This is a genomic window from Streptomyces sp. MMS24-W38, assembly GCF_059889265.1.
In genome coordinates this window covers 7,045,974-7,067,376 of the sequence record NZ_JCBCPP010000001.1, presented here as the reverse complement: position 1 = coordinate 7,067,376, position 21,403 = coordinate 7,045,974, and the positions used below count along the sequence as shown (strand labels likewise).

Below are 21,403 nucleotides of genomic sequence, written 5' to 3'. Positions count from 1 at the left end.
GCTCACGACCGCCGGACAGACTGCGGCGAACCCGCAGGAGGAACACCGTCGAAACCGAACGGCGGGACGGACCCCGCCCTCCCCGCCACGTCCGCTCCTCACTCCCCGTCACGGGGAACCCGGAAGGCCGGTCCGAACGCTGCTACGCGGAAGCCAGCACCTCTCCGGCCGTGACCTGGGGAGGGTTGGGGAGCAGGGACACGAGGTTGTCCCGCACGAAGTCCGCCGCCCTCGAGATCGATTCCTCGGCACCGGCCCGGTCCTGGAAGACACTGGTCGAGACCATCACTCCGTCCCCGGCATCTACCCAGTAGTAGGCCACGAAGCCGGAGACCTGGCGCATGAGCGGCACGAAGCCCTCGTTCACGAGGCGTCCCGCCTCTGCCGGATCGGTCACCCCTTCGTACCGCCGGACCGCTGCATACATCGCCAAACTCCTCGCGGGGTTCTGGGTTCGTCCTCTGCTGAGACCTCGTACCCCTGCGACAACAGCCTGGCTCATGAGGCGTCCGGCCATCACCTGAAGGGGCCCCCTCAGGTGGTCCGAACGGCGGCTTCCGGCCCGGACACACGGCCCTGCACACTGCGCTTGATCCGCTTTGACGGACATCCGAGATCAGGGGCTCCGGCCCCGGAAGGATGATGTCCGCCATGGAGAGCATGGGGAAGAAGAAGCCGCGTCCTCGCCGCTCGTTCACACCGGAGTCCAAAGCCGAGACCGTCGAGCTGTGTGCTGTCCGGCAGGCCGACCTGGTCCGGGCGAGCCTGGCGGGTGTCCCCGGCCTGCTCGACGACCTGGACAGCGACACCCGCAACGTCCTGCTGGCCTTCGCCCGCATCTGGACCACGCTCGCCACCGGCCGGATCAAGTCGAAAGACGCCGCCGCCGACTGGGCCCTCGCCCAGCTCCCGCCCGCCCCGGCTGCCGATGATTCCCCGACGCGTCGAGAAGGGCGCCTGCCGGGCTTCGACCGAGCTCAGGCGCCCTTCTGCCGCGGCTAGAAGAAGCCGAGCTTCTTCGGCGAATACGACACGAGGAGGTTCTTCGTCTGCTGGTACTGGTCCAGCATCATCTTGTGCGTCTCCCGGCCGATCCCGGACTGCTTGTAGCCGCCGAACGCCGCATGCGCGGGGTAGGCGTGATAGCAGTTCGTCCAGACACGACCCGCCTGGATGGCGCGGCCGGCGCGGTAGGCCGTGTTGACGTCGCGGGTCCACACGCCCGCGCCGAGACCGTACGACGTGTCGTTGGCGATCTTGATCGCGTCGTCGAAGTCGCCGAAAGAGGCCACCGAGACGACGGGGCCGAAGATCTCCTCCTGGAAGACACGCATCCGGTTGTCGCCCTCGAAGATGGTCGGCTGCACGTAGTAACCACCCTTCAGGTCACCGTCGTAATCGGCGCGTTCGCCGCCCGTGAGGATCTTGGCACCCTCCTGTCGGCCGATGTCGATGTAGGACAGGATCTTGGCCAGCTGCTCGCTGGACGCCTGCGCGCCGATCATCGTGTCGGTGTCGAGCGGGTGCCCGGGCCTGATCAGCTCGGTGCGGGCGACGGCCGCGGCCAGGAAGTCGGGGTAGTTGCCGCGCTGGATCAGCCCGCGGGAGGGACAGGTGCACACCTCGCCCTGGTTCAGCGCGAACATCGTGAACCCTTCGAGGGCCTTGTCGCGCAGCTCGTCGTCCTTCTCCCACACGTCGTCGAAGAAGATGTTCGGCGACTTGCCGCCCAGCTCCAGCGTGACCGGCTTCAGGTTCTCGGCCGCGTACTGCATGATCAGCCGTCCTGTGGAGGTCTCGCCGGTGAAGGCGACCTTCGCCACCCGCGGACTCGAGGCGAGCGGCTTTCCGGCTTCCGGGCCGAAGCCGTTGACGATGTTCAGCACGCCCGGCGGCAGCAGGTCGGAGACGAGGCTCAGCCAGTAGTGGATGGAGACCGGTGTCTGTTCGGCGGGCTTGAGGACGACCGCGTTGCCCGCGGCGAGGGCGGGCGCGAGCTTCCACGTCGCCATCAGGATGGGGAAGTTCCACGGGATGATCTGGGCGACGACACCCAGCGGCTCGTGGAAGTGGTACGCGACCGTGTCGTCGTCGATCTCGCTGAGCGAGCCCTCCTGGGTGCGCACGACGCCGGCGAAGTAGCGGAAGTGGTCGATGGCCAGCGGGATGTCGGCCGCCAGTGTCTCCCGTACGGGCTTGCCGTTCTCCCAGCTCTCGGCGACCGCGAGTGACTCCAGGTCGGCCTCCATGCGGTCGGCGATCTTCAGCAGGATGTCGGACCGCTCGGCCGCCGGCCTGCGCCCCCAGTCGGGCGCGGCCGCGTGGGCCGCGTCGAGTGCCGCCTCTACGTCCTCCGCCGTACCGCGCGCCACCTCGGTGAACGGCTGCCCGTTCACCGGACTCGGGTTCTCGAAGTACTGCCCCTTGACCGGAGGTACGTACTCCCCGCCGATGAAGTGGTCGTAGCGGGACTGGTAGGAGACGATCGCGCCCTCGCTTCCGGGCGCCGCGTAACGGGTCATGCGGAACTGGCCTCCTTCAGCAGGGCCGCCCGCCGTTGGGCAGCTCTGCACCGGAGCGTAAGGACGCGGACGTTGCATCCACGTTGCGGATGGGCAGCGGCGCTACCGGCCCTCGAAGCGGGCCCAGCCGTCCGGAGCCGCCAACTCCGATTCGAGTGAGGCCAGATGGGCCCGGTTCGATGCCGTCGGCCGGGCCGTGACCAGTGCCCGCCATACGTCCAGGTCCTCTTCGCCCCACGGCGCGTGGGCCCAGTCGGCCAGCAGGTCGGCGTCCGAGCGGGCGATCAGTGCCGCGCGCAGGCCGTCGGCGAGGCGGCGCCTGAGCCGTACGACCGCCGGTGCCCGGGAGGCGGGCAGCAGTGGGCCCTCGTAGGCGGCCAGGGCGGTGGTGACCGCGCCGGCCGCCAGCCGACGTTCGACGGCGGCGATGTCCGACTCCAGGGGTGCCGTGAGCCGGTAGGGGCGCGACTCGAGCAGTCCCGGGCCGAGCACCTGGCGCAGCCGGGCGAGCTCCGCGCGCAGCGTCACCGGTGTCACCGACTCGTCCTCGTACAGGGCGCACAGCAGTTCGTCGCCGGTCAGGCCGTCGGGGCGCCGGGCCAGAAGGACGAGGATCTCGCTGTGCCGGCGGCTGAGCCGGATACTGCGGCCACCTGCCGTCAGCACGGCCTGATCACGGCCCAGCGTCGCCAGTTCGGGCCCACCGCTGTCCGGGCGCCTCGGGGCGAGCAGCGCCAGCTGGGATTCCGCTGCACGTGCCACGGCCTGTACGAAGCCCAGGCTGTGCGGATGCGCGAGACCGTCCCCACCGGTGATGTCCACGGCACCGAGCAGCCGCCCCGTGTGCGGATCGTGCACGGGGGCCGCCGCGCACGTCCACGGCTGCACGCGCCGCACGAAGTGCTCGGCCGCGAACACCTGGACCGGACGGCCCACGGCGACCGCCGTGCCCGGCGCGTTCGTGCCGACCGCGCTCTCCGCCCACCGCGCGCCGGGCACGAAGTTCATCCGTCCCGCCTGTCGCAGCGTCGACGCGTGCCCCTCGACCCACAGCAGTCTGCCGTGCGCGTCGCACACCGCCAGCAGATGACGGCCGTCGGAGGCGAACGTGCCCATCAGTTCCCGGAACAGCGGCATCACATGCGCCAGCGGATGCTCGGCGCGGAAGGCCCCGAGGTCGCTGTCCGTCAGTTCGACGTCGGCGGTACCGTCCGGGTGGACTCCGGCGCGTGCCGAGCGCCGCCACGAGTCGGCGACCACGCCGCGCACCGGACGCGGTACCGTGCCGGCCTCGGTGAAGGTCTCGTGAGCCCGGTGCAGCACGCGTACGCGCTCGGCGGGGTCGGCCCCCGACTCCAGGGCTACCCAGGGATCGGTCAACACGGCCTCCCGCAGGGCGATGCGCTGGGAACATCGTCGCCCGAGGTGTGCACGGCGACAACCGTTTCGACGAGGGCGGTGACCTCCTGCTGCCGTCGGCCGGGAGGTACCCCCAGCCGCCCTGGTCGCGAAAGTTCCCGAGGATCAACGAGGTGTCGCCCCTGCTCTGCCTGCACGGGCTCTCGTCCGGCGCCTTCCCGCCCTCCCTGGAGCAGTTCCCCGGCTCGACAGTCGGCCTCTCCCCGGCCACCGTCACCCGGCTCACCACGCAGTGGCAGGCCGACCACACCGCCTTCCAGGGCATCTACAAAGCCGAGGACAAGGAACACGCCGCCAAGACCGTAAGACGTTCGCAGGGCAGTACGGTGCGAAGTCCTCCAAGACCGTCAAGAAGATCACCGACGAGGACGAACTGCTGGCGTTCCACGACTTCCCTGCCGAGCACTGGATCCATCTGATGCCTTGTCACGGGCGTTCCGGGAGAACGGTTGTTCCCCGAGGTGTTCGAGTGCCTGATCGTGACGTCTCGTGGCTGCCCGGCGGGCAACGCCCCGCTTCAGACAGTGCGCGCGGTCCTGCTGCTCGTGGTGTGGCGGTGTCGCGGGCGCCGGGTGCATGCCTTGGATCCCCCCGGCCGGCAGGCCCCTTCGCAGAGCGGCGGGATCAGGGGGCGGACTCGCCCGGGCCCGGGGTCGGTCTGTGGGCGATGGTCCGCTCGAGCCTCCGGTCGGGGACCAGCCACATCAGCGCGACGCCGGCATAGATCGCCACCGCGAGCCAGTCGTTCAGGAAGGACAGGCCGATGCCGCTCGCATACAGCAGCGGCGAGACCTTGCCCTTCAGGTCCCTACCCACAGCGGTGGCGAGCAGGGACTCTGCACCCTGGTCCCGGGTGATCGTCTTCTGCAGTGCGTAGTAGGCCAGGGCGGCGGCGAGCAGGTCGATGCCGTACGCGGCCGTGGGGACGGCGGCGAAGTGGTTCTGGCCCATCCAGGCCGTGGTGAAGGGGATCAGGGAGAGCCAGAACAACAGGTGCAGGTTCGCCCACAGGATCAGCCCGTTCACCCGATCGGTCGCCTGCAGCATGTGATGGTGGTTGTTCCAGTAGATGCCGAGGTAGACGAAGCTGAGCACGTAGGTCAGCAGCACCGGGAGCGCGTCGTGCAGGGCCGCCCAAGTGGTCCCGTGCGGGGTGGGCAACTCGAGCACCATGACCGTGATCAGGATGGCGATGACCCCATCGCTGAACGCTTCCATCCGCTCGGTCGGCATGAGCCGATGCTAATGGCGCACGACTCCAGGCCGGTCACAGCGATCGACCCTCGGGGCGTCATCATCCGGACCGCGTACGTGTCCAGGTGCCGAATATCCCGTCCGCGCCGGTCCGGCTGTGTGTCGGTACTCGTGGATCGCTCCGCCGAGGCGGTCGTGGCGGCGGATGTCGAGGCGGGTGATCCGCATGGGGTCGGTGATCGGTTCGGAGAGGGAACGCAGCGGTGCGGCGGCGTGGGGTGAGCGGTGGGCGCGGTGCTCGTTGTGGTGCCGCTCGTATGCGTGGAGGGCTCGGCGCAGGTGCCGCTCGTTCCGGAGGAGGGTGCGGTCGAGGAGTCGGGCGAGGAGTGTGTGCATCCACCGTTCCATGATCGAGTTATGCGCGGCATGCGGACGCCGGTGAGCATGGCCTCGATCCCGGCGGTGCAAAGGATCTCGTCAATGAGGGCGGGGTACTTGGCGTCCCGGTGGCGCGGGAGTGCCGGGTGGCAGGCGGCGCGCGGGGCGGCGGTGGCCGGTCAGGGCACGCCCCCGGGCATCGAGGCCGTCGCAGACGGGGGCCGGTGCCTTCTTCGCCCGCTCACACGATCACACGCGCGTGCTGCTCGCAAATGCCGTTCACCTTCCCCGGTCACCAGGTCGGTGACGACCGGCGCAGCGTACTCGGCGCCCTGCCTGGGAGTGTCGGTGGTGCTCTTTCCAGCCGGCGGTGGGAGTGGTCGCCGAGGGGGCGCCAGTCGGCGGAGCCGTGCGACTCCTCCACCCGGTACGCCCACGACCTCTCGGTGCCCATCGCACCGAGCCTGCCGCCGTGAGGAGCCTCATGCGCCGGAGATCACGCTGTATCGATGTCCGACCGGGGCCGGACCTCCACGATGAAGTCCGCCTCCTCCATGTCTCCTGCCTCGTCGTGCCAGAGGAAGACCCGCACGTGCATCGCGTGATGGAGGCCGATCCTCTCCCACTCGGTCATCAGATCGCCGAGGATGCGGCCGATGGCGTACTTGGCGCCCTCGGTCGAGTCTGGGGCGGTGATCGCGCCTTGCCACCGTTCGGGGTCACTGCCGTAGGGGCGCCAGCCCTCGGAGCCGTGCGGCTCGAACACCCGGTACACCCAGTCCGTCTTGGTGTTCATAACACCGATCCTGTCACCGGGGAGTCCCATGCGCCGCATCGGATCCACCCACGCCGAGCGGCGGAAGAGTGAGCTGTCCCGAGTTTCGTAGGGTCCGCGATCGTGTGATCAAGCGGTCTGCGGGGCTTCCTCCAGGCTCGCCCAGTACGCCTGCTCGTACTCGCCGGGTGGGATGCAGCCCGTGGCGGAGTGGAGTCGTTCACCGTCGTACCACGCGACCCACTGGAAAACGGCCCGCTCGACCTGGATGAATGAGGCCGGCGTCCTTCTTGGTCCTCTGCCGCCACAGGGCCGTCTCCAGCGCGTCCAGCGGCAGGTCGGTGCGCATGTGGACGGCGGATTGCCGGCCCACAATCCGACGCGAGTACGTATCCAGGACGAGGGCGACGCAGGCCCAGCCCCACCAGGTCTGCGAGCGCGGCCAGGACGGTCCGGGTCATGCGATCCGATCGTGTACCCACCCCGGCCGGCCGCCACGGCCGGCCCCGGTCACACCGTGCCGACCGCCGAGAACGGGGAACGCGGTCCCAGGGTTTCGAAGCGACCAGGAGGAGGACACCATGAGCCACGACGAGGGGGACGGCGGCAACAGCGCCTACGGCCGGAAGGCGTTCAAGCGGTCGAGGGCCCACTTCACGGACCGGATCACCGCGGACGGCAGGGACGGATGGCCGGTGGAGGCCGGGCGCTACCGGCTCGTCGTCAGCCGGGCCTGCCCGTGGGCGAGCCGGGCGCTGGTGTCCCGGCGGCTGCTCGGTCTGGAGGACGCGCTGTCCCTGGCCGTCGCCGACCCGGTCCAGGACGACCGCAGCTGGCGCTTCACCCTGGACCCGGGCGGCCGTGACCCGGTGCTCGGCATCCGGTATCTGAGCGAGGCGTACGACCGGCGGGAGACGGACTACCCGGGCGGAGTGAGTGTCCCCGCGATCGTGGAGGTGGCCGGGGGGAAGCTGGTCACCAACGACTACCAGCAGATCACTCTCGACTTCGCCACCGAGTGGACGGCCCTGCACCGCGCAGGCGCGCCCGACCTGTATCCCGAGAAGCGACGCGGCGAGATCGACGCGGTGATGGCGGAGGTGTTCGACGATGTGAACAACGGGGTGTACCGGGCGGGCTTCGCCACCGGGCAGCAGGAGTACGAGGTGGCGTGCGCGGGCGTGTTCCGGCGGCTGGAACTGCTGGCGCGGCGGCTGGCGGGGCAGCGGTACCTCGTCGGCGACACGATCACGGAGGCGGACATCCGGCTGTTCACCACGCTGGTGCGGTTCGATGCCGTCTATCACGGCCACTTCAAGTGCAACCGCTGGAAGCTGACGGAGAACCGGGTGCTGTGGGCGTACGCCCGCGATCTCTATCAGACGCCCGGCTTCGGCGACACCGTCGACTTCGACCACATCAAACGGCACTACTACCAGGTGCACACCGGCATCAACCCGACCGGCATCGTGCCCCTCGGCCCCGATCTGTCCGGCTGGTCGGCCCCTCATCACCGCGAGGACCTGGGCGGTCGGCCGTTCGGCGACGGGACGTCGCCGGGGCCGGCCCGCGCGGACGGGGAGACGGCCTCGCGGGGCCGCCCCTGACGCTCGGACCCGCCCAGGCACCGAACCGGTGCGCGGCGATTCGGCTGGTCCGTACCGAACCGCCGCGACCGAGCCAAGAGATCCACGTGACGAAGAAGAAGACAGCGCTTCGCCCCACCCGGCCATGGCCTCACCTGTCGGTGATCGGGGAGAGCCATGCCGTGTCCTCCGGGCCCGGCGCCTCGGGGCCCGGCCCGGGCAGCCGGCGGACCTCGCCCGTTCGCAGGGCGATCGTGGCCCGTGGCCGCATCGGTCCGTCGCCGCTGCGGGAGAGCAGGACGAGTTCCCAGACCGTCGCCGTCATCGCGTCGAGCCGGGTGGCACAGTCGGCGGTGACTCGCCGCGGGTCCCGGGTCCGGCCCAGGGACAGATGGGGGGTGAAATTCTCGGCGGGCCCACGACAGCCCGGGAACCGCTGCCGCAGTAGGCGGTGCAGGTCCGCCCACGGCGTCTCGCCTGCTGCCGCCGGGTCGAGCCACATGGTGAAGTACGCCCTGTGCCGGAAGGTACGCACCCCGTCCAGCCGGGCGGTGAAGACCGGCGTGTCGGCCGTCGCCGCGGCGAGCAGCGGGGCGGCCCGCTCGAAGTGGGACTCCGGCACGAAGCCGAAGAGCACATTGACGTGCGGCGGCCACCGGTGGATCTGCGGATCGTGGTCCCGGCGGATGTCCTGGATCGGCGGCCACAGCTCCGCGGGCGGGATCCAGGCCACCGCCGTGCGGGCCGTCGGGGGCACATCGAGGACGTCGGTGGGCTCGCTCCTGCCGGGGCTCGTGCCGAAGCTCAGGTCCGCTTGCGGGTGCCGCACCCGGCCGGCACCCGACGTGTCGATGCGGTCCACGCCCGTGGCCCGGTCCCAGACCAGCTCGCCGTCCGCCTCGATGAACACCACCCGGTGCCACGGGATGTCGCCCCCGGGCACGAAGGAGGACAGCGGGACGCGTTCGAGGCCGCCCCCGCGCCGGCGGATCCCCAGCACGAACCGGGCCGGGTCGAACCGCGGGTCCCAGCGGACCCGGTGATAGATCTCGTCGCTGGTTCGCATCGCGCCTCCTCTCCCGCCTTCACACCTTCTCTTCCTCCAGGGTGCCGCCCGTCCTGTCCTCGACGGTGGTTCCGCTCGCGCCGTCACGCATCAGGCGCGAGGTGTGACGGTGCCGACGTGTGCCGAGGCGATTCGTCTCGGCAGGATCGGCGATCGGTGTGGGCAACGGTTGCAGCGGGCGACCGTTCGCGATTCTCGGGAGAGCAATCCGACAAGAAGAGTCAGGCGAGAAACACGAACGATGCGGTGCTCACCGTTCCGCCCGCTGCCCGTGCCACGGCACCGTCACGTCGGCTGACGGTGTCGTGGCACGGCATCGCGACTCGGTACGACAAGACTGCCGAGTCCTACCGAGCAGCCGTCGCCCTCGCGTCACTGCCGATGTGGGCGTGACACCTGACGACAGTCCCGCCCGCGCGACGTCCGCTGCTCATTCCAGGATCAGTGGCTTCTGCGGGGCGAGGTGATCGGCGATCGACACCGGGAGCGCGGTGCTGAAGGTTCTTGGCGGTGTCGCTGCCCGGTTCCCAGAAGGTCTCCCCTGCCCGGAACACGCGTTCCGGCTCGCCCTCGAGCTCGAAGCGCGTCTCTCCTTCGAGAAGGTGTCCAAAGGCCGGTCCGGGGTGGCGATGGGGAGGGGTGCCGGGGTCACCGGGAGGAAACTCCACGTGAAGGGTCATGATCGCGGCGCTCTCGGGGATGTGCGGTGGCTTCGCCGTCTGGAGCACTGTGACGGCCGTTTTCCATGCAGCGGAGCGTGGCTGCCGTCCGGCGCCGCCGGACGACTCGTCGTGCGACACGGCGTCCGCTCTTCGATTTTGCGGTGATCAGAGTGGGAGCGACTCGCGCATCGCCCTGGACCGGTGCAGCAAGTCGAGTGCTGGAGGGGACCGTTCAGGAGAGCCAGTCGGTGTAGTGGGTGGGGGCGATGCGGGCGTCGTCCGAGGCCGTGAGGACGTCGCCGTGGGCGGCGGCGAACATGCCGGCACTGTCGTCGGTGACGACAGCGCGTCCGTCGCTCTTGGCGGTCAGGGTGAGTCGGCCGAGTTCGTCGAGGGGGTAGACGTCGGGGCCTGCGATGTTGAGGACGCCGTTCAGAGGGCTGCCTGCGGCGACCTCGGCGACAATGCCGGAGACGTCCGCAGCGGCGATCGGCTGGATCGGCGTGCGTGGCAGACGGACGGTGGCGCCGTCGGCGGTCATGGCCAGGGCCGCGTCCATGAACTCCATGAACTGCGTGGCACGGACGATGGAATACGGGATCGGCCCGGCCTTGAGGATGTTTTCCTGAAGCACCTTCGCCCGGTAGTAGTCCAGATCGGGCACTTGGTCCGCGCCGACGATCGAGAGGATGACGAAGTGCCCGACCCCGCCCTTCTCGCTCGCGGCAAGAAGATTGCTCATCGAAGTCTGGAAGAAGGCGAGCGAGGCGTCGTCGAAGGTCGGGGAATTCGTCAGGTTGATGACGACGTCGGCGCCCGCCACGGCCGCCTCCAGCCCCTGGCCGGTGATGATGTCCACGCCGGTGGACAGGGAGTGCGGTACGGCTTGGTGCCCGGCCGCGTTCAGGTTCTCCACGACCCGTGACCCGATCAGCCCGGTTCCGCCGATGACTGCGAACTTCATGATCCAGCCTTCCTTCGACGATATTGCCAGGAATGCGGCTTATGCGACCTTAACCCCGCTCCAGGTACACCCGAACTCGGACACTCTCGCCCCGGCGAGCACGGTCACACCGTCGCCGTCCGTCTCGCCCCCTTGGCCGATCTGCTGCGCGCCTCGTCCACCCGCCACACCGTCACCGTCGGCAAATCTTTGTGTATCAGCGGCACCCACTGGAGGACGCCCCCGCCGCGGCCCTCGAGCAGGGCGATGTCCGGTGGGCTGCCGGAACCCGTCTGGTGCCCCGGTCCTGTCCGACCGGGCCCCAGCCCGCGATGGGGTACAGGGCGGCCCGCACGGCACTGCCCCCGTCGAGAGGCCACCTCATGCCTGACCACCCCGTCCGCGTCTACCGGTGACCGACCCGGGCCCGCTGTTCGGCGCCCGCCGCGTCACCTTCCCCAACTCCGCCCCGCCGGTCCTCTCGTCCGTGTCGATGTCGGCGGCCACCTCATCCGCGTGCTGCTCACCGGCACCCCGCCGAGCCGCAGATCACCTACCTGCAGCCGAGCCCGTGGGGCGCCCGGACGGGGCGCCCCACGGGTGCCGTCACCGGATCCGGTGGACGCAGGCCTTGGCGAGCGCCACGGCCTGCGGCGAAAGCGAGAGCGGCCGCCGCGCCGGACCGGTTCTCGCCGGCCAGGTCCGCCGCCTGCACCAGGGCGAGGCCGGGTGCGACCGGCCAACCGTACGATCCGCCGGGCCGCGGACGACTCCCTGCCCGAGTGCCGGCTGCCGGCCGAGTGGCCGCCGACGCCGCCGAGCGAGCGGAGGTGAGCCGTCCTCGGTCCGGCCTCCCCCACCGGGTGATCACGGAAGCGGGCGGCCGGGACGACGGACCTCCGCACACTAGGGCAAATCGGGACACTCGAACGTACGATGGGCGGGAGCCGGCGCGGTGCCGCAAAGGTGCACCGGGCCGCCTGTCCGACCACACGGGGTGGCAGACACATGGCACAGGCCGTGGAGCCGACGCGGACCGTCATCATGACCGTGGACGACGACCCCGGGGTCTCCCGCGCCGTCGCCCGGGACCTACGACGGCACTACGGCGCCTCGTACCGGATCGTGCGCGCGGAGTCCGGCGAGTCCGCGCTGGACGCGCTGCGCGAGCTGAAACTGCGCGGCGACCTCGTCGCCGTCATCCTGGCCGACTACCGCATGCCGCGGATGAACGGTATCGAGTTCCTCGAACAGGCCCTGGACGTGTACCCGGGCGCGCGGCGGGTCCTGCTGACCGCGTACGCGGACACCAACGCGGCGATCGACGCGATCAACGTCGTCGACCTGGACCACTACCTCCTCAAGCCCTGGGACCCGCCCGAGGAGAAGCTCTATCCGGTCCTGGACGACCTGCTGCAGGCCTGGCGATGCAGTGACTACCGGCCGGTGCCCAGCACCAAGGTGGTCGGGCACCGCTGGTCGGCGCGGTCGTCCCAGGTGCGGGAGTTCCTGGCCCGCAACCAGGTGCCCTACCGCTGGTACTCCTCCGACGAGCCCGAGGGCAGGCGGCTGCTGGCCGCCGCCGGGCAGGACGGGCAGCGGCTGCCGCTGGTGGTCACCCCGGACGGCACACCCCTGCTGGAGCCGGAGGCACCGGAGCTCGCGGCCCACGTGGGGCTGGCGACGACACCGGCGGCCGACTTCTACGACCTCGTCGTGGTGGGCGGCGGCCCGGCCGGGCTCGGCGCTGCCGTGTACGGGGCCTCGGAGGGGCTGCGGACGGTGCTCGTGGAGCGCTCGGCGACCGGCGGGCAGGCCGGGCAGAGCTCCCGGATCGAGAACTACCTGGGTTTCCCGGACGGCGTCTCAGGCGCCCAGCTGACCGACCGGGCCCGCCGGCAGGCGGCGAGGTTCGGCTCCGAGATCCTCACCGCGCGCGAGGTGACGGGCCTGGAGGTGGGTGGCGCGGCCCGGACCGTACGGTTCTCGGACGGCTCGGCGGTCGCCGCACACAGCGTGATCCTGGCGACCGGGGTGTCCTACCGGCAGTTGCCCGCGGCCGGCGCACGGGACCTGACCGGCTGCGGGGTGTTCTACGGTTCGGCTCTGACCGAGGCGCCGTCCTGCCGGGGCCAGGACGTCTACGTCGTGGGCGGCGCCAACTCGGCGGGGCAGGCGGCGATGTACCTGGCACGGGGCGCCAAGTCGGTGACCCTGCTGGTGCGGGGCCCCTCCCTGTCGGCGTCGATGTCGTACTACCTGGTCCAGCAGATCGAGGAGGCCCCCAACATCTCGGTGCGCACGGGCACCGTGGTGGAGGCCGCGCACGGCTCCGGCCACCTGGAGAAGCTGACCCTGCGCGACACGGCGAGCGGGCGGAGCGAGCTGGTCGACGCCCAGTGGATGTTCGTGTTCATCGGCGCGGCCCCGCTCACCGACTGGCTGGACGGCACGGTGCTGAGGGACGGGCGCGGGTTCATCCTGGCCGGGCCCGACCTCACGCCCGACGGACGTCCGCCTCCCGGCTGGGAGCTGGACCGGCCGCCGTACCACCTGGAGACCAATGTGCCCGGCGTGTTCGTCGCGGGTGACGCGCGCGCGGAGTCCGCCAAGCGGGTCGCGTCCGCCGTAGGAGAGGGAGCCATGGCCGTGCTGCTCGTCCACCGGTATCTGGAGCAGTCATGAGCGGCCGACCGATGCCGTGCAGCCCGAAGGAGATCGGCTCGCTGTTCCTGTTCGAGAAGCTGTCGGGCGAACAGCTGGGCCGGCTGTGCCGCGAGGGGCGGACGGAGCGGTTCGACCCCGGCCCGGTCTACACCGAGGGCGAGCCGGCCGCCTGCTTCTACGTGATGCTGGAGGGCACTGTGGTGCTCTCCCGCCGGGTCGGTGGCGACGACGTGGAGGTCATCCGGTCCTCGCAGCGCGGGGTTTATTCGGGCGCCATGCAGGCGTACCTCGGGGACCGGCTGCGGCAGGTCTACAACAACTCGATGCGCGTCACGGAGCCGACGCGGTTCTTCGTGCTGCCCGCCGAGACGTTCGCGGACATCATGCGCGAGTGGTTCCCGATGGCGGTGCATCTGCTGGAGGGGCTGTTCTTCGGGTCGAAGAGCACCCAGGCGGCCGTAGGGCAGCGGGAGCGGCTGCTGGCGCTCGGGTCGTTGTCCGCCGGGCTCACCCACGAGCTCAACAACCCGGCGGCGGCGGCCGTCCGGGCCACCGCGACGCTGCGGGAGCGGGTGGCCAGGATGCGGCACAAGCTCGCCCTCATCGCCGAAAGCTCTTTCTCCAGGGACCAGTTGGCGAATCTCATCGACATCCAGCAACGTACCGCCGAGCGGGTCGCCAAGGCACCGGTGCTCACCCCGCTGGAGGCTTCCGACCGCGAGGACGCCCTCACCGACTGGCTGGAGGACCACGGCGTCGAGCAGGGCTGGCAGATCGCGCCGACCTTCGTACAGGCCGGGCTCGACGTGGACTGGCTGGAGCAGGTCGCGGCGTCCGTCGGGCAGGAGATCCTTCCGGGCGCCGTGGGCTGGCTCAACTACACGGTGGAGACCGAGCTGCTCATGGACGAGATCGCGGACTCCACCACCCGGGTCTCCCGTCTGGTGGACGCCGCCAAGCAGTACTCCCAGCTGGACCGCGCCCCCTACCAGGTCGCCGACGTGCACGAACTCCTCGACAGCACGCTGCTGATGCTGTCCGGCAAGATCGGGCCGCGGATCAGGATCGCCAAGGAGTACGACCGTACGCTGCCGCGGATCCCCGCCTACCCGGCGGAACTGAACCAGGTGTGGACCAACTTGATCGACAACGCGCTCTGCGCGATGGACGGCGCGGGCGGCGACGGCACACTGACCGTGCGCACCGCGCTCCACGACGACCGGCTTCTCGTCGAGTTCCGGGACACCGGGCCCGGCGTGCCGCCGGAGATCCGCGACCGCATCTTCGACCCGTTCTTCACCACCAAGCCGGTCGGCCGGGGCACCGGTCTGGGGCTGGACATCTCCCGGCGGATCGTCGTCAACAAGCACCACGGCAGCATCGGCGTGGAGTCGGCACCCGGCGACACCCGTTTCCGGGTACTGCTGCCCCTGGCCGCCGTCGAACCCGACGGAACGGCACTCTCCTCCGCCTCGTCCGACGGGCCGCCGCTCACGTCCGAGGACCGTACGACATCCCAGGAGCCGGCATGACCAGTGACACCGGAATCGACCCCCGCGTCCCGCCCAGCGGCACCGCCTGCGTCGAGTGCGACGCCGCGGGCGGCTGGTGGTTCCATCTGCGGCGCTGCGCGCAGTGCGGCCACATCGGCTGCTGCGACGACTCCCCCGGCAAGCACGCCACCGCCCACCACCGGGCCACCGGACACCCGGTGATCCACAGCTACGAGCCGGGCGAGGGCTGGTTCTGGAACTACGACACGAACGAGCTGTACGAGACCGGCCCCGAACTCGCGCCGCCGGTGAGCCACCCGGCGGACCAGCCGGCGCCCGGCCCGGCGGGCCGCGTCCCCGCGAACTGGGCGGACGTGCTGCGCTGAGCCGTCCCGAGCTGCCCCGCGCCTGCCGAAAAGCTCGTCCGCCCAGTTCGGGCGCCATGTCGGTACTCGTGGAGGATGCCGCCGAGTCGCTGGCGTCGTCATATGAGGTTTTCGGCAAGGGCAAGGGCCGAGTTCGGGCATCGGTACCCGGCTCGACCGCCCGCCGGGCCACCGTTCGACCCGCCCTCGACGGGTCGAACGGTGGCCGCGAGGTGTGCGGACTCCGGCTCAGCAGCCGCCGCAGTTGTAGTACGTGACGTCCCAGTGGTTGCCCTCTTCGGCGTAGATGTTGCCGGAACCGGAACGCCACTGCTGGGCGCCGTCTCCGCGTACCCCGATGTAGGCGAAGTTGTTCTTGATGTAGTTCCCGAGGCACGCGTACTTGCTGTAGTCGAGCTTGTAGCCGTTCCAGTGCGAGTACGTCCCGGAGGCGTGGCCCGTCTCGGTGCCGCCGGTGACGTTCAGCGCGCAGCCGCTGGCCCGCTTGAGGGTCTGGGCGCCCTGGGCGGTGGCGAGGTTGAGCTGTTCGAACGACGTGCAGGTCGAGACGTTGCGGTTCGAGCAGTTGCCGGAGGACGACCAGGTGATGCCCACCTCGCGGAACATCGAGGTCGCGGTGGCGTGGCTGATCTTCGTGGCGGCGGACGCCTCGCCCGCCGTGCCGATGACGGCGGCGCCGGGGGCGATGACCAGAGCGAGAGCGATCAGGACCGAGCGGATCCTCGGGAACCTCAGAGCCTTCACGGCCTTCATGTGCGGACCTTCCTGCTGGGGGCCAGGTTTCCTTGGGGGGTGGCTGTGCAGGTGGTGCACGCAGATCATGGCGGACCTCTACGCGCGTCCGCCAGAGGGCGGACGGTATCCGTCCGCAGACATGCGGGGAGACGCAGTGTCATGTCGTGTGCCGAACCGCTCGTGCTGCGGCACGAGAACGCGGTGCTGCGACGCCAAATCCATGCACCCGTGCGGTACGAACCGGCGGACCGGCCGCGGACCGCGACCCTGTCCTCGCTGCTCCCCGGCCGCCGCCGGACGCAGGCCTTCCCCCCGTCCCGCCGGGCACACTGCCGGCATGGCACCGCACGTCGGTCGCCCGTCGGTGAGACCATCCCCAGCGGCGTCACAGCCCCGGACGGCCGCTTCCGACCGCCGCCATCAAAAAGCTCGTGCCGCGCCTCGCGCAGGAGAGCAGCCGATGGGGTCATGGCCGGATCCAGGGTGAACCGGCCCGGCTCGGAGATCCGATCACCGCTTCGACGGTCCGGGAGATCCTCCAGGCCGCGGGCATCGATCCGGCCCCGCGCCGGGCCGGCCCGACCTGGCGCGGGTTCCTGTCCGTGCAGGCCACCGCCGTGATCGCCTGCGACTGCTCGAGCATCGACACCCTCGGCCTGCAACGCCTGTGCGCCCTGGTCTTCCTCGAACACGACACCCGCACGCCGCACGTCACTGATGTCACCTGCCACCGCACACCCGACAGCTGTCCGGGCCGCTCCCTGGCCATGCTCGGCCTCGGCCGGATCGATCGGTTTTCAACGGCCTTCTGGCCAACGCGCGTAGATACGCGCATCATGGCAGTGCTGTGTGCGCAACAACCTTCGAGCGATTTGTCATGAACGCGACAGTTATCAGCAGAGGGAGGCGGCACGATGGCTTGCGGATCGACCAGCTTGTGGGCCGGTGAAACGACCTGGTTCTGTTGCGGATCCTCATGGGGTCCGTGCGGCAGCGCAGGCGGCGGCGCCTGCGGCAACTGCCGGTCCAGTGCGAATCACGGCGCCTGGCCCAACGCGTCACAAGCGTGCTGGGACATCACCCGGCCCGACCTGTGCGGCGAGAACATCCCCAGACGCGGCTGCGGCTCCGTCATGAACGTCAGGCACCAGTGCTCCGGCGCCACGGTCTGCATCACGATCACCGACTGCGGACCGCGCACCAAGAGCTGGTGCGGCGAGGCCGCCTGCTGCAACGGCGCCTGCCGCACCAACCGGGTCCTGGACCTGACCCCGGCCGCCTTCTCGGCCATCGGCAGCCTCAGCTCCGGCAAGCTGCCGGTCTACATCTACGAGTGAGGAGGCGTTCAACGTGACGTACCGCCAGAACGACAACGGCGGCCTGGGCCGTCGGCGCTTCCTCACCACGGCCGCCCTCAGCGGCGCAACCATCGTCGGCGCGACCGCTCTCGGCGGAATCGACGCCGACGCGGCCTTCGCCGCCGAGCCGTCGCTCGACCCGGCGATTTCCGCATCGTCCTTCGTGGAAGGCCGGATCACCGGCATCACCGGCAGTGTGCTTCAGGTCGCGGGATCCTACGGCGACCATTCCCGGGTCCAGATGACCAACGCCACCAGCGTGTGGAAGGTCCAGCCCACCACCGCCGCCGAGATCGAGGTCGGCGACGGGCTCTACGCGCGCGGCGTCCCGATGCCGGACGGTACCGTCGCCGCCGACGCTGTGTGGGTGAACATCGTGAACATCGACACCCAGATCCGCGGCATCGCGAAGAGCCGGCTGCACCTCTCCCACGGGCAGCACGAATTCATCGGCCACGTCCTCCCGGACACGACGAATGCCTCCTACGCGGGTCGCGCGCTCACCTCGGACCTCTCCCGGCTGCGTATCGGACAGAGCGCCCAGGTGCTCGGGGCCTGGCGGCCGTCCGACGACTCCGTGGACATCGTCCGTATCTCCGTCGGGCACTGACGTCCGGATCACAGGAGGGAGAAGGGTGGGACAAAGATGTTCTCACTGACGACGAGCCTCGTGCCCCTGGTCCTTGCGGGCCTACTGGGGTGGACCGGCTCGGTCAAGCTCTTCAACCGCGACACCGTGCGCCAGGCACCCAAGACGGCACTGGCCCGCATGCTGCGCAGCAGCGAGCGGGCGGCGCTGGTGCTGCGTGCCGTCGGTGCCGGGGAACTCCTGCTCGCCACAGGACTGCTGGCCCTACCGGCGAGCCCGGTGCCGGGCACGGCCACCGCCGCCCTCGGGGCCGGATTCCTCGGTTATCTCGGTTACGGCCGGGTGCTGGCACCGGAGTCCTCTTGCGGCTGTTCGGCGAATGAGGACACCCCGATCACCTGGCGCGCGTTCGCACGCGCCGCGGTGGTGCTCGCGAGCGGCGCGACCGCGGCGGCAACGGCGAACGGCGCCTGGTGGTCCACGCTCGTCGAACAGCCCGGCGGCTCGCTCGTGTTTCTGGCCGTCGCCGTGGTCGTCCTGGTGGCACTTTCGGTCGATCCCGACCGGTGGTGGCTGCTTCCCCTGCGCCGTCTGCGGCTCCGTGTGTGGGGGCATCCGCTCTTCGGCAGCGAGCGGGGGGACCGCGTGCCGGTCGCCGCCAGCGTGGAACTGCTGGAGCACTCCCTCGCCTGGCAGACCGCCTCCCCGGTGGTCCGGTCGGGTCTGCTGGACCACTGGGAGGAAGACGGCTGGCGCATCCTCCTGTACTCGGGTGTGTACGGGACGCGGGAGAACGCACGACCGGTGTCCGTGGTCTTCGCCCTGGACGCCACCGCCAGCCGCGACACCCCCGGTGATCCCGCTGTCCGCGTCAGCTTCGTCGACGCGGACAGTGGGGAGCCGGTGGCGCAGAAGATGCTGAACGCGGTTCCTTCACGCAAGGCTCTGCCGACGATCGGCTGAACCGCTGGACCACCGGCTCCGGCTCCAGCGGTTCGCCGGACCGGCACCCTGTGGCTCACCGCCCCCTGCCCACGTCCTCGCAGGCGGCGGTGAGCCGTTCGCCGCCACGGGACCGGACCCCTCCGGCGGTGCGGCATCAGGGCGTGTGCCGCAAGCGGATCCCGAGGGTGAGACGATCTTGATTCATGGCGCGTGGAAATCTGACGGACGAGTGATGGATCGAGCTCACCGTGTTCGAGGTCGGAGCTTCAACCCCGGGTCCTGCACGCCGGGAGACGAAGCTTTCAAACGTCCGAGGCGGCGCTCCGCCCCTCCCAAGAACCCTGCGGAAGCACTTCGCGGCCCGTCCGAGCAACAGGCACCAGCCAAGGACGCGTACATGTACGACGGCCAGAAACACGAGCGAGCCGCCGGGCTGTTCGACGAGCGTGGACCACCACAACGGCCGCACCGAAGGCGTCAACACCCGCACCAAGAGGATCATGAGGCAGATACACGGACGCGCCGGCTTCGACCTCCTCCGCCACCGCATCCTCCTCCCATGGACGTTTGCGTAACATCACCACCGACTACGGGCCGGACCCGCTCGTTTGGCAGACCCGCCACCGCCCGCGTTTCGCCAACCATCGCGAGTTCGCATCCGATGCAATTGACGGCGGGTGGGACATTGAGGCAGTTGTTGGCGCTGAGAATGATCACGTGCGAGGGCTTGGCGCGGTTTTCGTTCCGAGGTTCCTCGACCGGCACGGAGAGGCATCCATGCTCCCAGGTGGTGCGCGTGTACTGGCAGCCGTCGCTCTCGCCGACGAGACTGGCGGAGAGCCGGTGTTCAGGCCCCGCGGTGTTCCACCGTGTCCTTGGCTTCGGGAATCGCGGTCCGGGCCGTGCCGGTGGTGGCGAAGCGTTGGCGGTAGGCGGTGGGGGTGATGCCGAGGTGGCGGACGAAGACGCGGCGGAGGGTCTCGTCGCTGCCGAAGCCGCTGTGCCGGGCCGCCGAGGTGACGCTGTGCCCGTCGAGGAGGAGTTGTCGGGCGCGGTCGAGACGGACCCGCTCGACCCAGCGGGCGGGGGTGGTGCCCAGTTCGGTGTGGAACAACCGGGTCAGGTGCCGGGGGCTGACGGCCGCGGCGCGGGCCATGGACGGCAGGCCGTGATCAGCGGCCGGGTCGGCCAGCACGGAATTGATCAGGGGGCGCAGGAGGTCATTGCGCGCGGGCGGAGTGGTGGCCGTGGTGAATTGTGACTGTCCGCCCGGACGCTGCAGGAAGACGACCAGTTCGCGTGCGATGCGGCGGGCCGCATCGGCTCCGTGGTCGTCCTCGACGAGGGCCAGTGTCAGGTCGATGCCCGCGCTGATACCGGCGGAGGTGATGAACCGCCCGTCCCGGACATGGATCGCATCCGGCTCGACGCGTACCCAGGGGTGACGGCGGGCGAGTGTGTCGGCATGCCGCCAGTGAGTGGTCGCCCGGCGCCCGTCGAGCAGACCGAGTTCGGCCAGGACGAAAGCGCCGGTGCACACCGAGGCGACCCGCGTTGCCCGCGCGGCCACGGTGCGGGTCGTCGCCAGCAGCTCCGCGTCCACCGGCTGCTCGGTCAGGCGGTCGCCTCCGGCCACGAGCGCCGTGTCGATCCGGCCGGCCTCGGCCGCCGTCACGGTGCCGCCCAGCGGCATCCCGGTCGAAGTCCTGACCTCTCCACCACACGCGGAAATCAGGACCAGGTCGTAGTGGTGGTCAAGCCGGCTCGCCTGGTGCAGGACCTCCGCGGGACCACTGACGTCCAGCATGGTCACACCGTCGAACACCACGAAGCCCACACGATGCGTCATGTCTGAATCTGTGGTTTCTCTGTCAGAAAGGACATGGCGCCATGGTACGTGCCCGGCGACCCTGGAAGGGAGGCCGGACCGTCGGGACAAGGGAGTGGAGAGAACATGATCGAGACGATCGCGGGCGTGCGGATCCCGGACAGCACTCTGGCGCAGGAGGCGACCGAACTGGTCCGTGAGGCAGCCTCACCACTGCTGTTCGACCACTCCCGGCGCGTGTTCCTCTGGGGAGCGCTGCGCGGGCGCGAACAAGGGCTCCGGTTCGATCCGGAGCTGCTGTACGTCGGAGCGATGTTCCACGACCTGGGGCTGACCAAGCGGTTCCGCCGCACCGACCAGCGCTTCGAGATCGACGGTGCCGACGAGGCACGGCGGTTCCTGCACTCCCACGGCGTCACCGGCGAGGAGGCCGACCGGGTCTGGACGGCGATCGCCCTGCACACCACGCCGGAGATCCCGCTGCACATGGCCCCCGAGGTCGCCCTGGTCACCCGGGGAGTGGAACTGGACGTACTGGGCATCGGCTACCACGCGGTCTCCGACGAACAGCGTGCAGCCGTGGTGGAGGCCCACCCCCGCCCGGACTTCAAGAACCACATCCTGGCCGCGTTCACCGAGGGCATCAAGGACCGCCCCGAGACGACGTTCGGCAACGTCAAGGCCGACGTGCTCGCCCACTACGTGCCCGGATTCGTCCGCGGCGACTTCGTCGAGGTCATCAAGAACTCCGCCTGGCCCGAATAGCCCCGGCCCCTCGACCGACGAGGACCGGCCAGCGCCGCAAGCGCGGCGACAGCGTCGTCGTCCAACCCGGCTTCAGCCAGTTCGCCCTCCTG

18 protein-coding genes and 3 pseudogenes are annotated in these 21,403 nt (G+C 70.2%); 11 read left to right on the top strand and 10 right to left on the bottom strand.

Annotated elements, in window-relative coordinates:
* Nucleotides 1-142: 142 nt before the first annotated feature.
* Nucleotides 143-427, bottom strand: a complete 285-nt coding sequence (locus tag AC6F7H_RS31185) for a hypothetical protein (protein ID WP_500761025.1) — start codon at nucleotides 425-427, stop codon at nucleotides 143-145.
* 308 nt (nucleotides 428-735) lie between these two features.
* On the opposite strand from AC6F7H_RS31185, the pseudogene AC6F7H_RS31180 reads away from it, so the two are divergent.
* Nucleotides 736-915 (top strand): annotated as a pseudogene (locus tag AC6F7H_RS31180) (aminoglycoside adenylyltransferase domain-containing protein); the annotation flags it as partial.
* An 83-nt stretch (nucleotides 916-998) separates the two neighbouring features.
* Here the strand turns inward: AC6F7H_RS31180 and exaC are convergent.
* The gene (gene exaC, locus AC6F7H_RS31175; RefSeq protein WP_500761022.1) at nucleotides 999-2,522 is read right to left on the bottom strand and encodes an acetaldehyde dehydrogenase ExaC; all 1,524 of its coding nucleotides are present in this window, start codon (nucleotides 2,520-2,522) and stop codon (nucleotides 999-1,001) included.
* Between the two features lie 102 nt (nucleotides 2,523-2,624).
* Entirely contained in the window at nucleotides 2,625-3,902 is a 1,278-nt protein-coding gene (locus AC6F7H_RS31170; protein WP_500761020.1) for a GAF domain-containing protein, read from the bottom strand.
* A gap of 116 nt (nucleotides 3,903-4,018) precedes the next feature.
* Between AC6F7H_RS31170 and AC6F7H_RS31165 the strand changes: the two are divergent.
* Nucleotides 4,019-4,201 (top strand): annotated as a pseudogene (locus AC6F7H_RS31165) (IS256 family transposase); the annotation flags it as partial.
* A gap of 364 nt (nucleotides 4,202-4,565) precedes the next feature.
* Here the strand turns inward: AC6F7H_RS31165 and AC6F7H_RS31160 are convergent.
* Nucleotides 4,566-5,174, bottom strand: a complete 609-nt coding sequence (locus tag AC6F7H_RS31160) for a TMEM175 family protein (RefSeq protein ID WP_500761017.1) — start codon at nucleotides 5,172-5,174, stop codon at nucleotides 4,566-4,568.
* 835 nt (nucleotides 5,175-6,009) lie between these two features.
* A complete protein-coding gene (locus tag AC6F7H_RS31155) occupies nucleotides 6,010-6,309 on the bottom strand; it encodes a hypothetical protein (protein WP_500761014.1) in 300 nt (99 codons plus the stop codon).
* A gap of 560 nt (nucleotides 6,310-6,869) precedes the next feature.
* Between AC6F7H_RS31155 and AC6F7H_RS31150 the strand changes: the two genes are divergently transcribed.
* Nucleotides 6,870-7,895 carry a glutathione S-transferase family protein gene (locus AC6F7H_RS31150; RefSeq protein ID WP_500761011.1) on the top strand — a complete coding sequence of 342 codons (1,026 nt, stop codon included), beginning with the start codon at nucleotides 6,870-6,872 and terminating at the stop codon, nucleotides 7,893-7,895.
* 130 nt (nucleotides 7,896-8,025) lie between these two features.
* Here AC6F7H_RS31150 and AC6F7H_RS31145 read toward each other — a convergent pair whose 3' ends face one another.
* From AC6F7H_RS31145 to AC6F7H_RS31135, 3 genes and pseudogenes are all read right to left on the bottom strand, one after another.
* A complete protein-coding gene (locus AC6F7H_RS31145; RefSeq protein WP_500761008.1) occupies nucleotides 8,026-8,940 on the bottom strand; it encodes an RNA repair domain-containing protein in 915 nt (304 codons plus the stop codon).
* A 512-nt stretch (nucleotides 8,941-9,452) separates the two neighbouring features.
* Nucleotides 9,453-9,668: pseudogene (locus tag AC6F7H_RS31140) on the bottom strand (cupin domain-containing protein); the annotation flags it as partial.
* A 166-nt stretch (nucleotides 9,669-9,834) separates the two neighbouring features.
* Nucleotides 9,835-10,566 carry an SDR family oxidoreductase gene (locus AC6F7H_RS31135; protein ID WP_500761005.1) on the bottom strand — a complete coding sequence of 244 codons (732 nt, stop codon included), beginning with the start codon at nucleotides 10,564-10,566 and terminating at the stop codon, nucleotides 9,835-9,837.
* 987 nt (nucleotides 10,567-11,553) lie between these two features.
* Here AC6F7H_RS31135 and AC6F7H_RS31130 point away from each other — a divergent pair.
* From AC6F7H_RS31130 to AC6F7H_RS31120, 3 genes are read left to right on the top strand one after another with little or no spacing between them, the layout of a single operon-like run.
* Nucleotides 11,554-13,230, top strand: coding sequence for an NAD(P)/FAD-dependent oxidoreductase (locus tag AC6F7H_RS31130; protein WP_500761002.1), 1,677 nt, complete (start codon nucleotides 11,554-11,556; stop codon nucleotides 13,228-13,230).
* Nucleotides 13,227-14,744 (top strand): ATP-binding protein, encoded by a 1,518-nt coding sequence (locus AC6F7H_RS31125; RefSeq protein ID WP_500761000.1) that lies wholly within the window; start codon nucleotides 13,227-13,229, stop codon nucleotides 14,742-14,744. The genes AC6F7H_RS31130 and AC6F7H_RS31125 overlap by 4 nt, the downstream gene beginning before the upstream one ends.
* Nucleotides 14,741-15,091, top strand: coding sequence for a UBP-type zinc finger domain-containing protein (locus tag AC6F7H_RS31120; protein ID WP_500760997.1), 351 nt, complete (start codon nucleotides 14,741-14,743; stop codon nucleotides 15,089-15,091). The genes AC6F7H_RS31125 and AC6F7H_RS31120 overlap by 4 nt, the downstream gene beginning before the upstream one ends.
* A gap of 228 nt (nucleotides 15,092-15,319) precedes the next feature.
* Here the strand turns inward: AC6F7H_RS31120 and AC6F7H_RS31115 are convergent, their stop codons facing one another.
* Nucleotides 15,320-15,844 (bottom strand): hypothetical protein, encoded by a 525-nt coding sequence (locus AC6F7H_RS31115; RefSeq protein WP_500760959.1) that lies wholly within the window; start codon nucleotides 15,842-15,844, stop codon nucleotides 15,320-15,322.
* 413 nt (nucleotides 15,845-16,257) lie between these two features.
* Between AC6F7H_RS31115 and AC6F7H_RS31110 the strand changes: the two genes are divergently transcribed.
* The 4 genes from AC6F7H_RS31110 (at nucleotide 16,258) to AC6F7H_RS31095 (ending at nucleotide 18,736) form a co-directional block, all read left to right on the top strand.
* On the top strand, nucleotides 16,258-16,707 hold the full coding sequence (locus tag AC6F7H_RS31110) for a hypothetical protein (RefSeq protein WP_500760995.1): 450 nt from the start codon (nucleotides 16,258-16,260) through the stop codon (nucleotides 16,705-16,707).
* Nucleotides 16,708-16,959: 252 nt separating this feature from the next.
* Nucleotides 16,960-17,163: an RlpA-like double-psi beta-barrel domain-containing protein gene (locus AC6F7H_RS31105; RefSeq protein ID WP_375231986.1), complete on the top strand. Its 204-nt coding sequence runs from the start codon at nucleotides 16,960-16,962 to the stop codon at nucleotides 17,161-17,163.
* A gap of 13 nt (nucleotides 17,164-17,176) precedes the next feature.
* Nucleotides 17,177-17,794, top strand: coding sequence for a cell wall protein (locus tag AC6F7H_RS31100; protein ID WP_500760992.1), 618 nt, complete (start codon nucleotides 17,177-17,179; stop codon nucleotides 17,792-17,794).
* Between the two features lie 36 nt (nucleotides 17,795-17,830).
* Nucleotides 17,831-18,736 (top strand): MauE/DoxX family redox-associated membrane protein, encoded by a 906-nt coding sequence (locus AC6F7H_RS31095; RefSeq protein WP_500760989.1) that lies wholly within the window; start codon nucleotides 17,831-17,833, stop codon nucleotides 18,734-18,736.
* Between the two features lie 829 nt (nucleotides 18,737-19,565).
* Here AC6F7H_RS31095 and AC6F7H_RS31090 read toward each other — a convergent pair.
* The gene (locus tag AC6F7H_RS31090; protein ID WP_500760986.1) at nucleotides 19,566-20,567 is read right to left on the bottom strand and encodes a GlxA family transcriptional regulator; all 1,002 of its coding nucleotides are present in this window, start codon (nucleotides 20,565-20,567) and stop codon (nucleotides 19,566-19,568) included.
* Between the two features lie 105 nt (nucleotides 20,568-20,672).
* On the opposite strand from AC6F7H_RS31090, the gene AC6F7H_RS31085 reads away from it, so the two are divergent.
* Nucleotides 20,673-21,311 carry an HD domain-containing protein gene (locus tag AC6F7H_RS31085; protein ID WP_500760983.1) on the top strand — a complete coding sequence of 213 codons (639 nt, stop codon included), beginning with the start codon at nucleotides 20,673-20,675 and terminating at the stop codon, nucleotides 21,309-21,311.
* Nucleotides 21,312-21,403: the final 92 nt, after the last annotated feature.

Excerpts from the sequence above, each read along its gene's own strand:
- AC6F7H_RS31185 (WP_500761025.1), bottom strand. The coding sequence starts at position 427 with ATGTATGCAGCGGTCCGGCGGTACGAAGGGGTGACCGATCCGGCAGAG.
- exaC (WP_500761022.1), bottom strand. The coding sequence starts at position 2,522 with ATGACCCGTTACGCGGCGCCCGGAAGCGAGGGCGCGATCGTCTCCTAC.
- AC6F7H_RS31160 (WP_500761017.1), bottom strand. The coding sequence starts at position 5,174 with ATGCCGACCGAGCGGATGGAAGCGTTCAGCGATGGGGTCATCGCCATC.
- AC6F7H_RS31155 (WP_500761014.1), bottom strand. The coding sequence starts at position 6,309 with ATGAACACCAAGACGGACTGGGTGTACCGGGTGTTCGAGCCGCACGGC.
- AC6F7H_RS31150 (WP_500761011.1), top strand. The coding sequence starts at position 6,870 with ATGAGCCACGACGAGGGGGACGGCGGCAACAGCGCCTACGGCCGGAAG.
- AC6F7H_RS31145 (WP_500761008.1), bottom strand. The coding sequence starts at position 8,940 with ATGCGAACCAGCGACGAGATCTATCACCGGGTCCGCTGGGACCCGCGG.
- AC6F7H_RS31135 (WP_500761005.1), bottom strand. The coding sequence starts at position 10,566 with ATGAAGTTCGCAGTCATCGGCGGAACCGGGCTGATCGGGTCACGGGTC.
- AC6F7H_RS31130 (WP_500761002.1), top strand. The coding sequence starts at position 11,554 with ATGGCACAGGCCGTGGAGCCGACGCGGACCGTCATCATGACCGTGGAC.
- AC6F7H_RS31125 (WP_500761000.1), top strand. The coding sequence starts at position 13,227 with ATGAGCGGCCGACCGATGCCGTGCAGCCCGAAGGAGATCGGCTCGCTG.
- AC6F7H_RS31120 (WP_500760997.1), top strand. The coding sequence starts at position 14,741 with ATGACCAGTGACACCGGAATCGACCCCCGCGTCCCGCCCAGCGGCACC.
- AC6F7H_RS31115 (WP_500760959.1), bottom strand. The coding sequence starts at position 15,844 with ATGAAGGCCGTGAAGGCTCTGAGGTTCCCGAGGATCCGCTCGGTCCTG.
- AC6F7H_RS31105 (WP_375231986.1), top strand. The coding sequence starts at position 16,960 with ATGAACGTCAGGCACCAGTGCTCCGGCGCCACGGTCTGCATCACGATC.
- AC6F7H_RS31095 (WP_500760989.1), top strand. The coding sequence starts at position 17,831 with ATGTTCTCACTGACGACGAGCCTCGTGCCCCTGGTCCTTGCGGGCCTA.
- AC6F7H_RS31090 (WP_500760986.1), bottom strand. The coding sequence starts at position 20,567 with ATGACGCATCGTGTGGGCTTCGTGGTGTTCGACGGTGTGACCATGCTG.
- AC6F7H_RS31085 (WP_500760983.1), top strand. The coding sequence starts at position 20,673 with ATGATCGAGACGATCGCGGGCGTGCGGATCCCGGACAGCACTCTGGCG.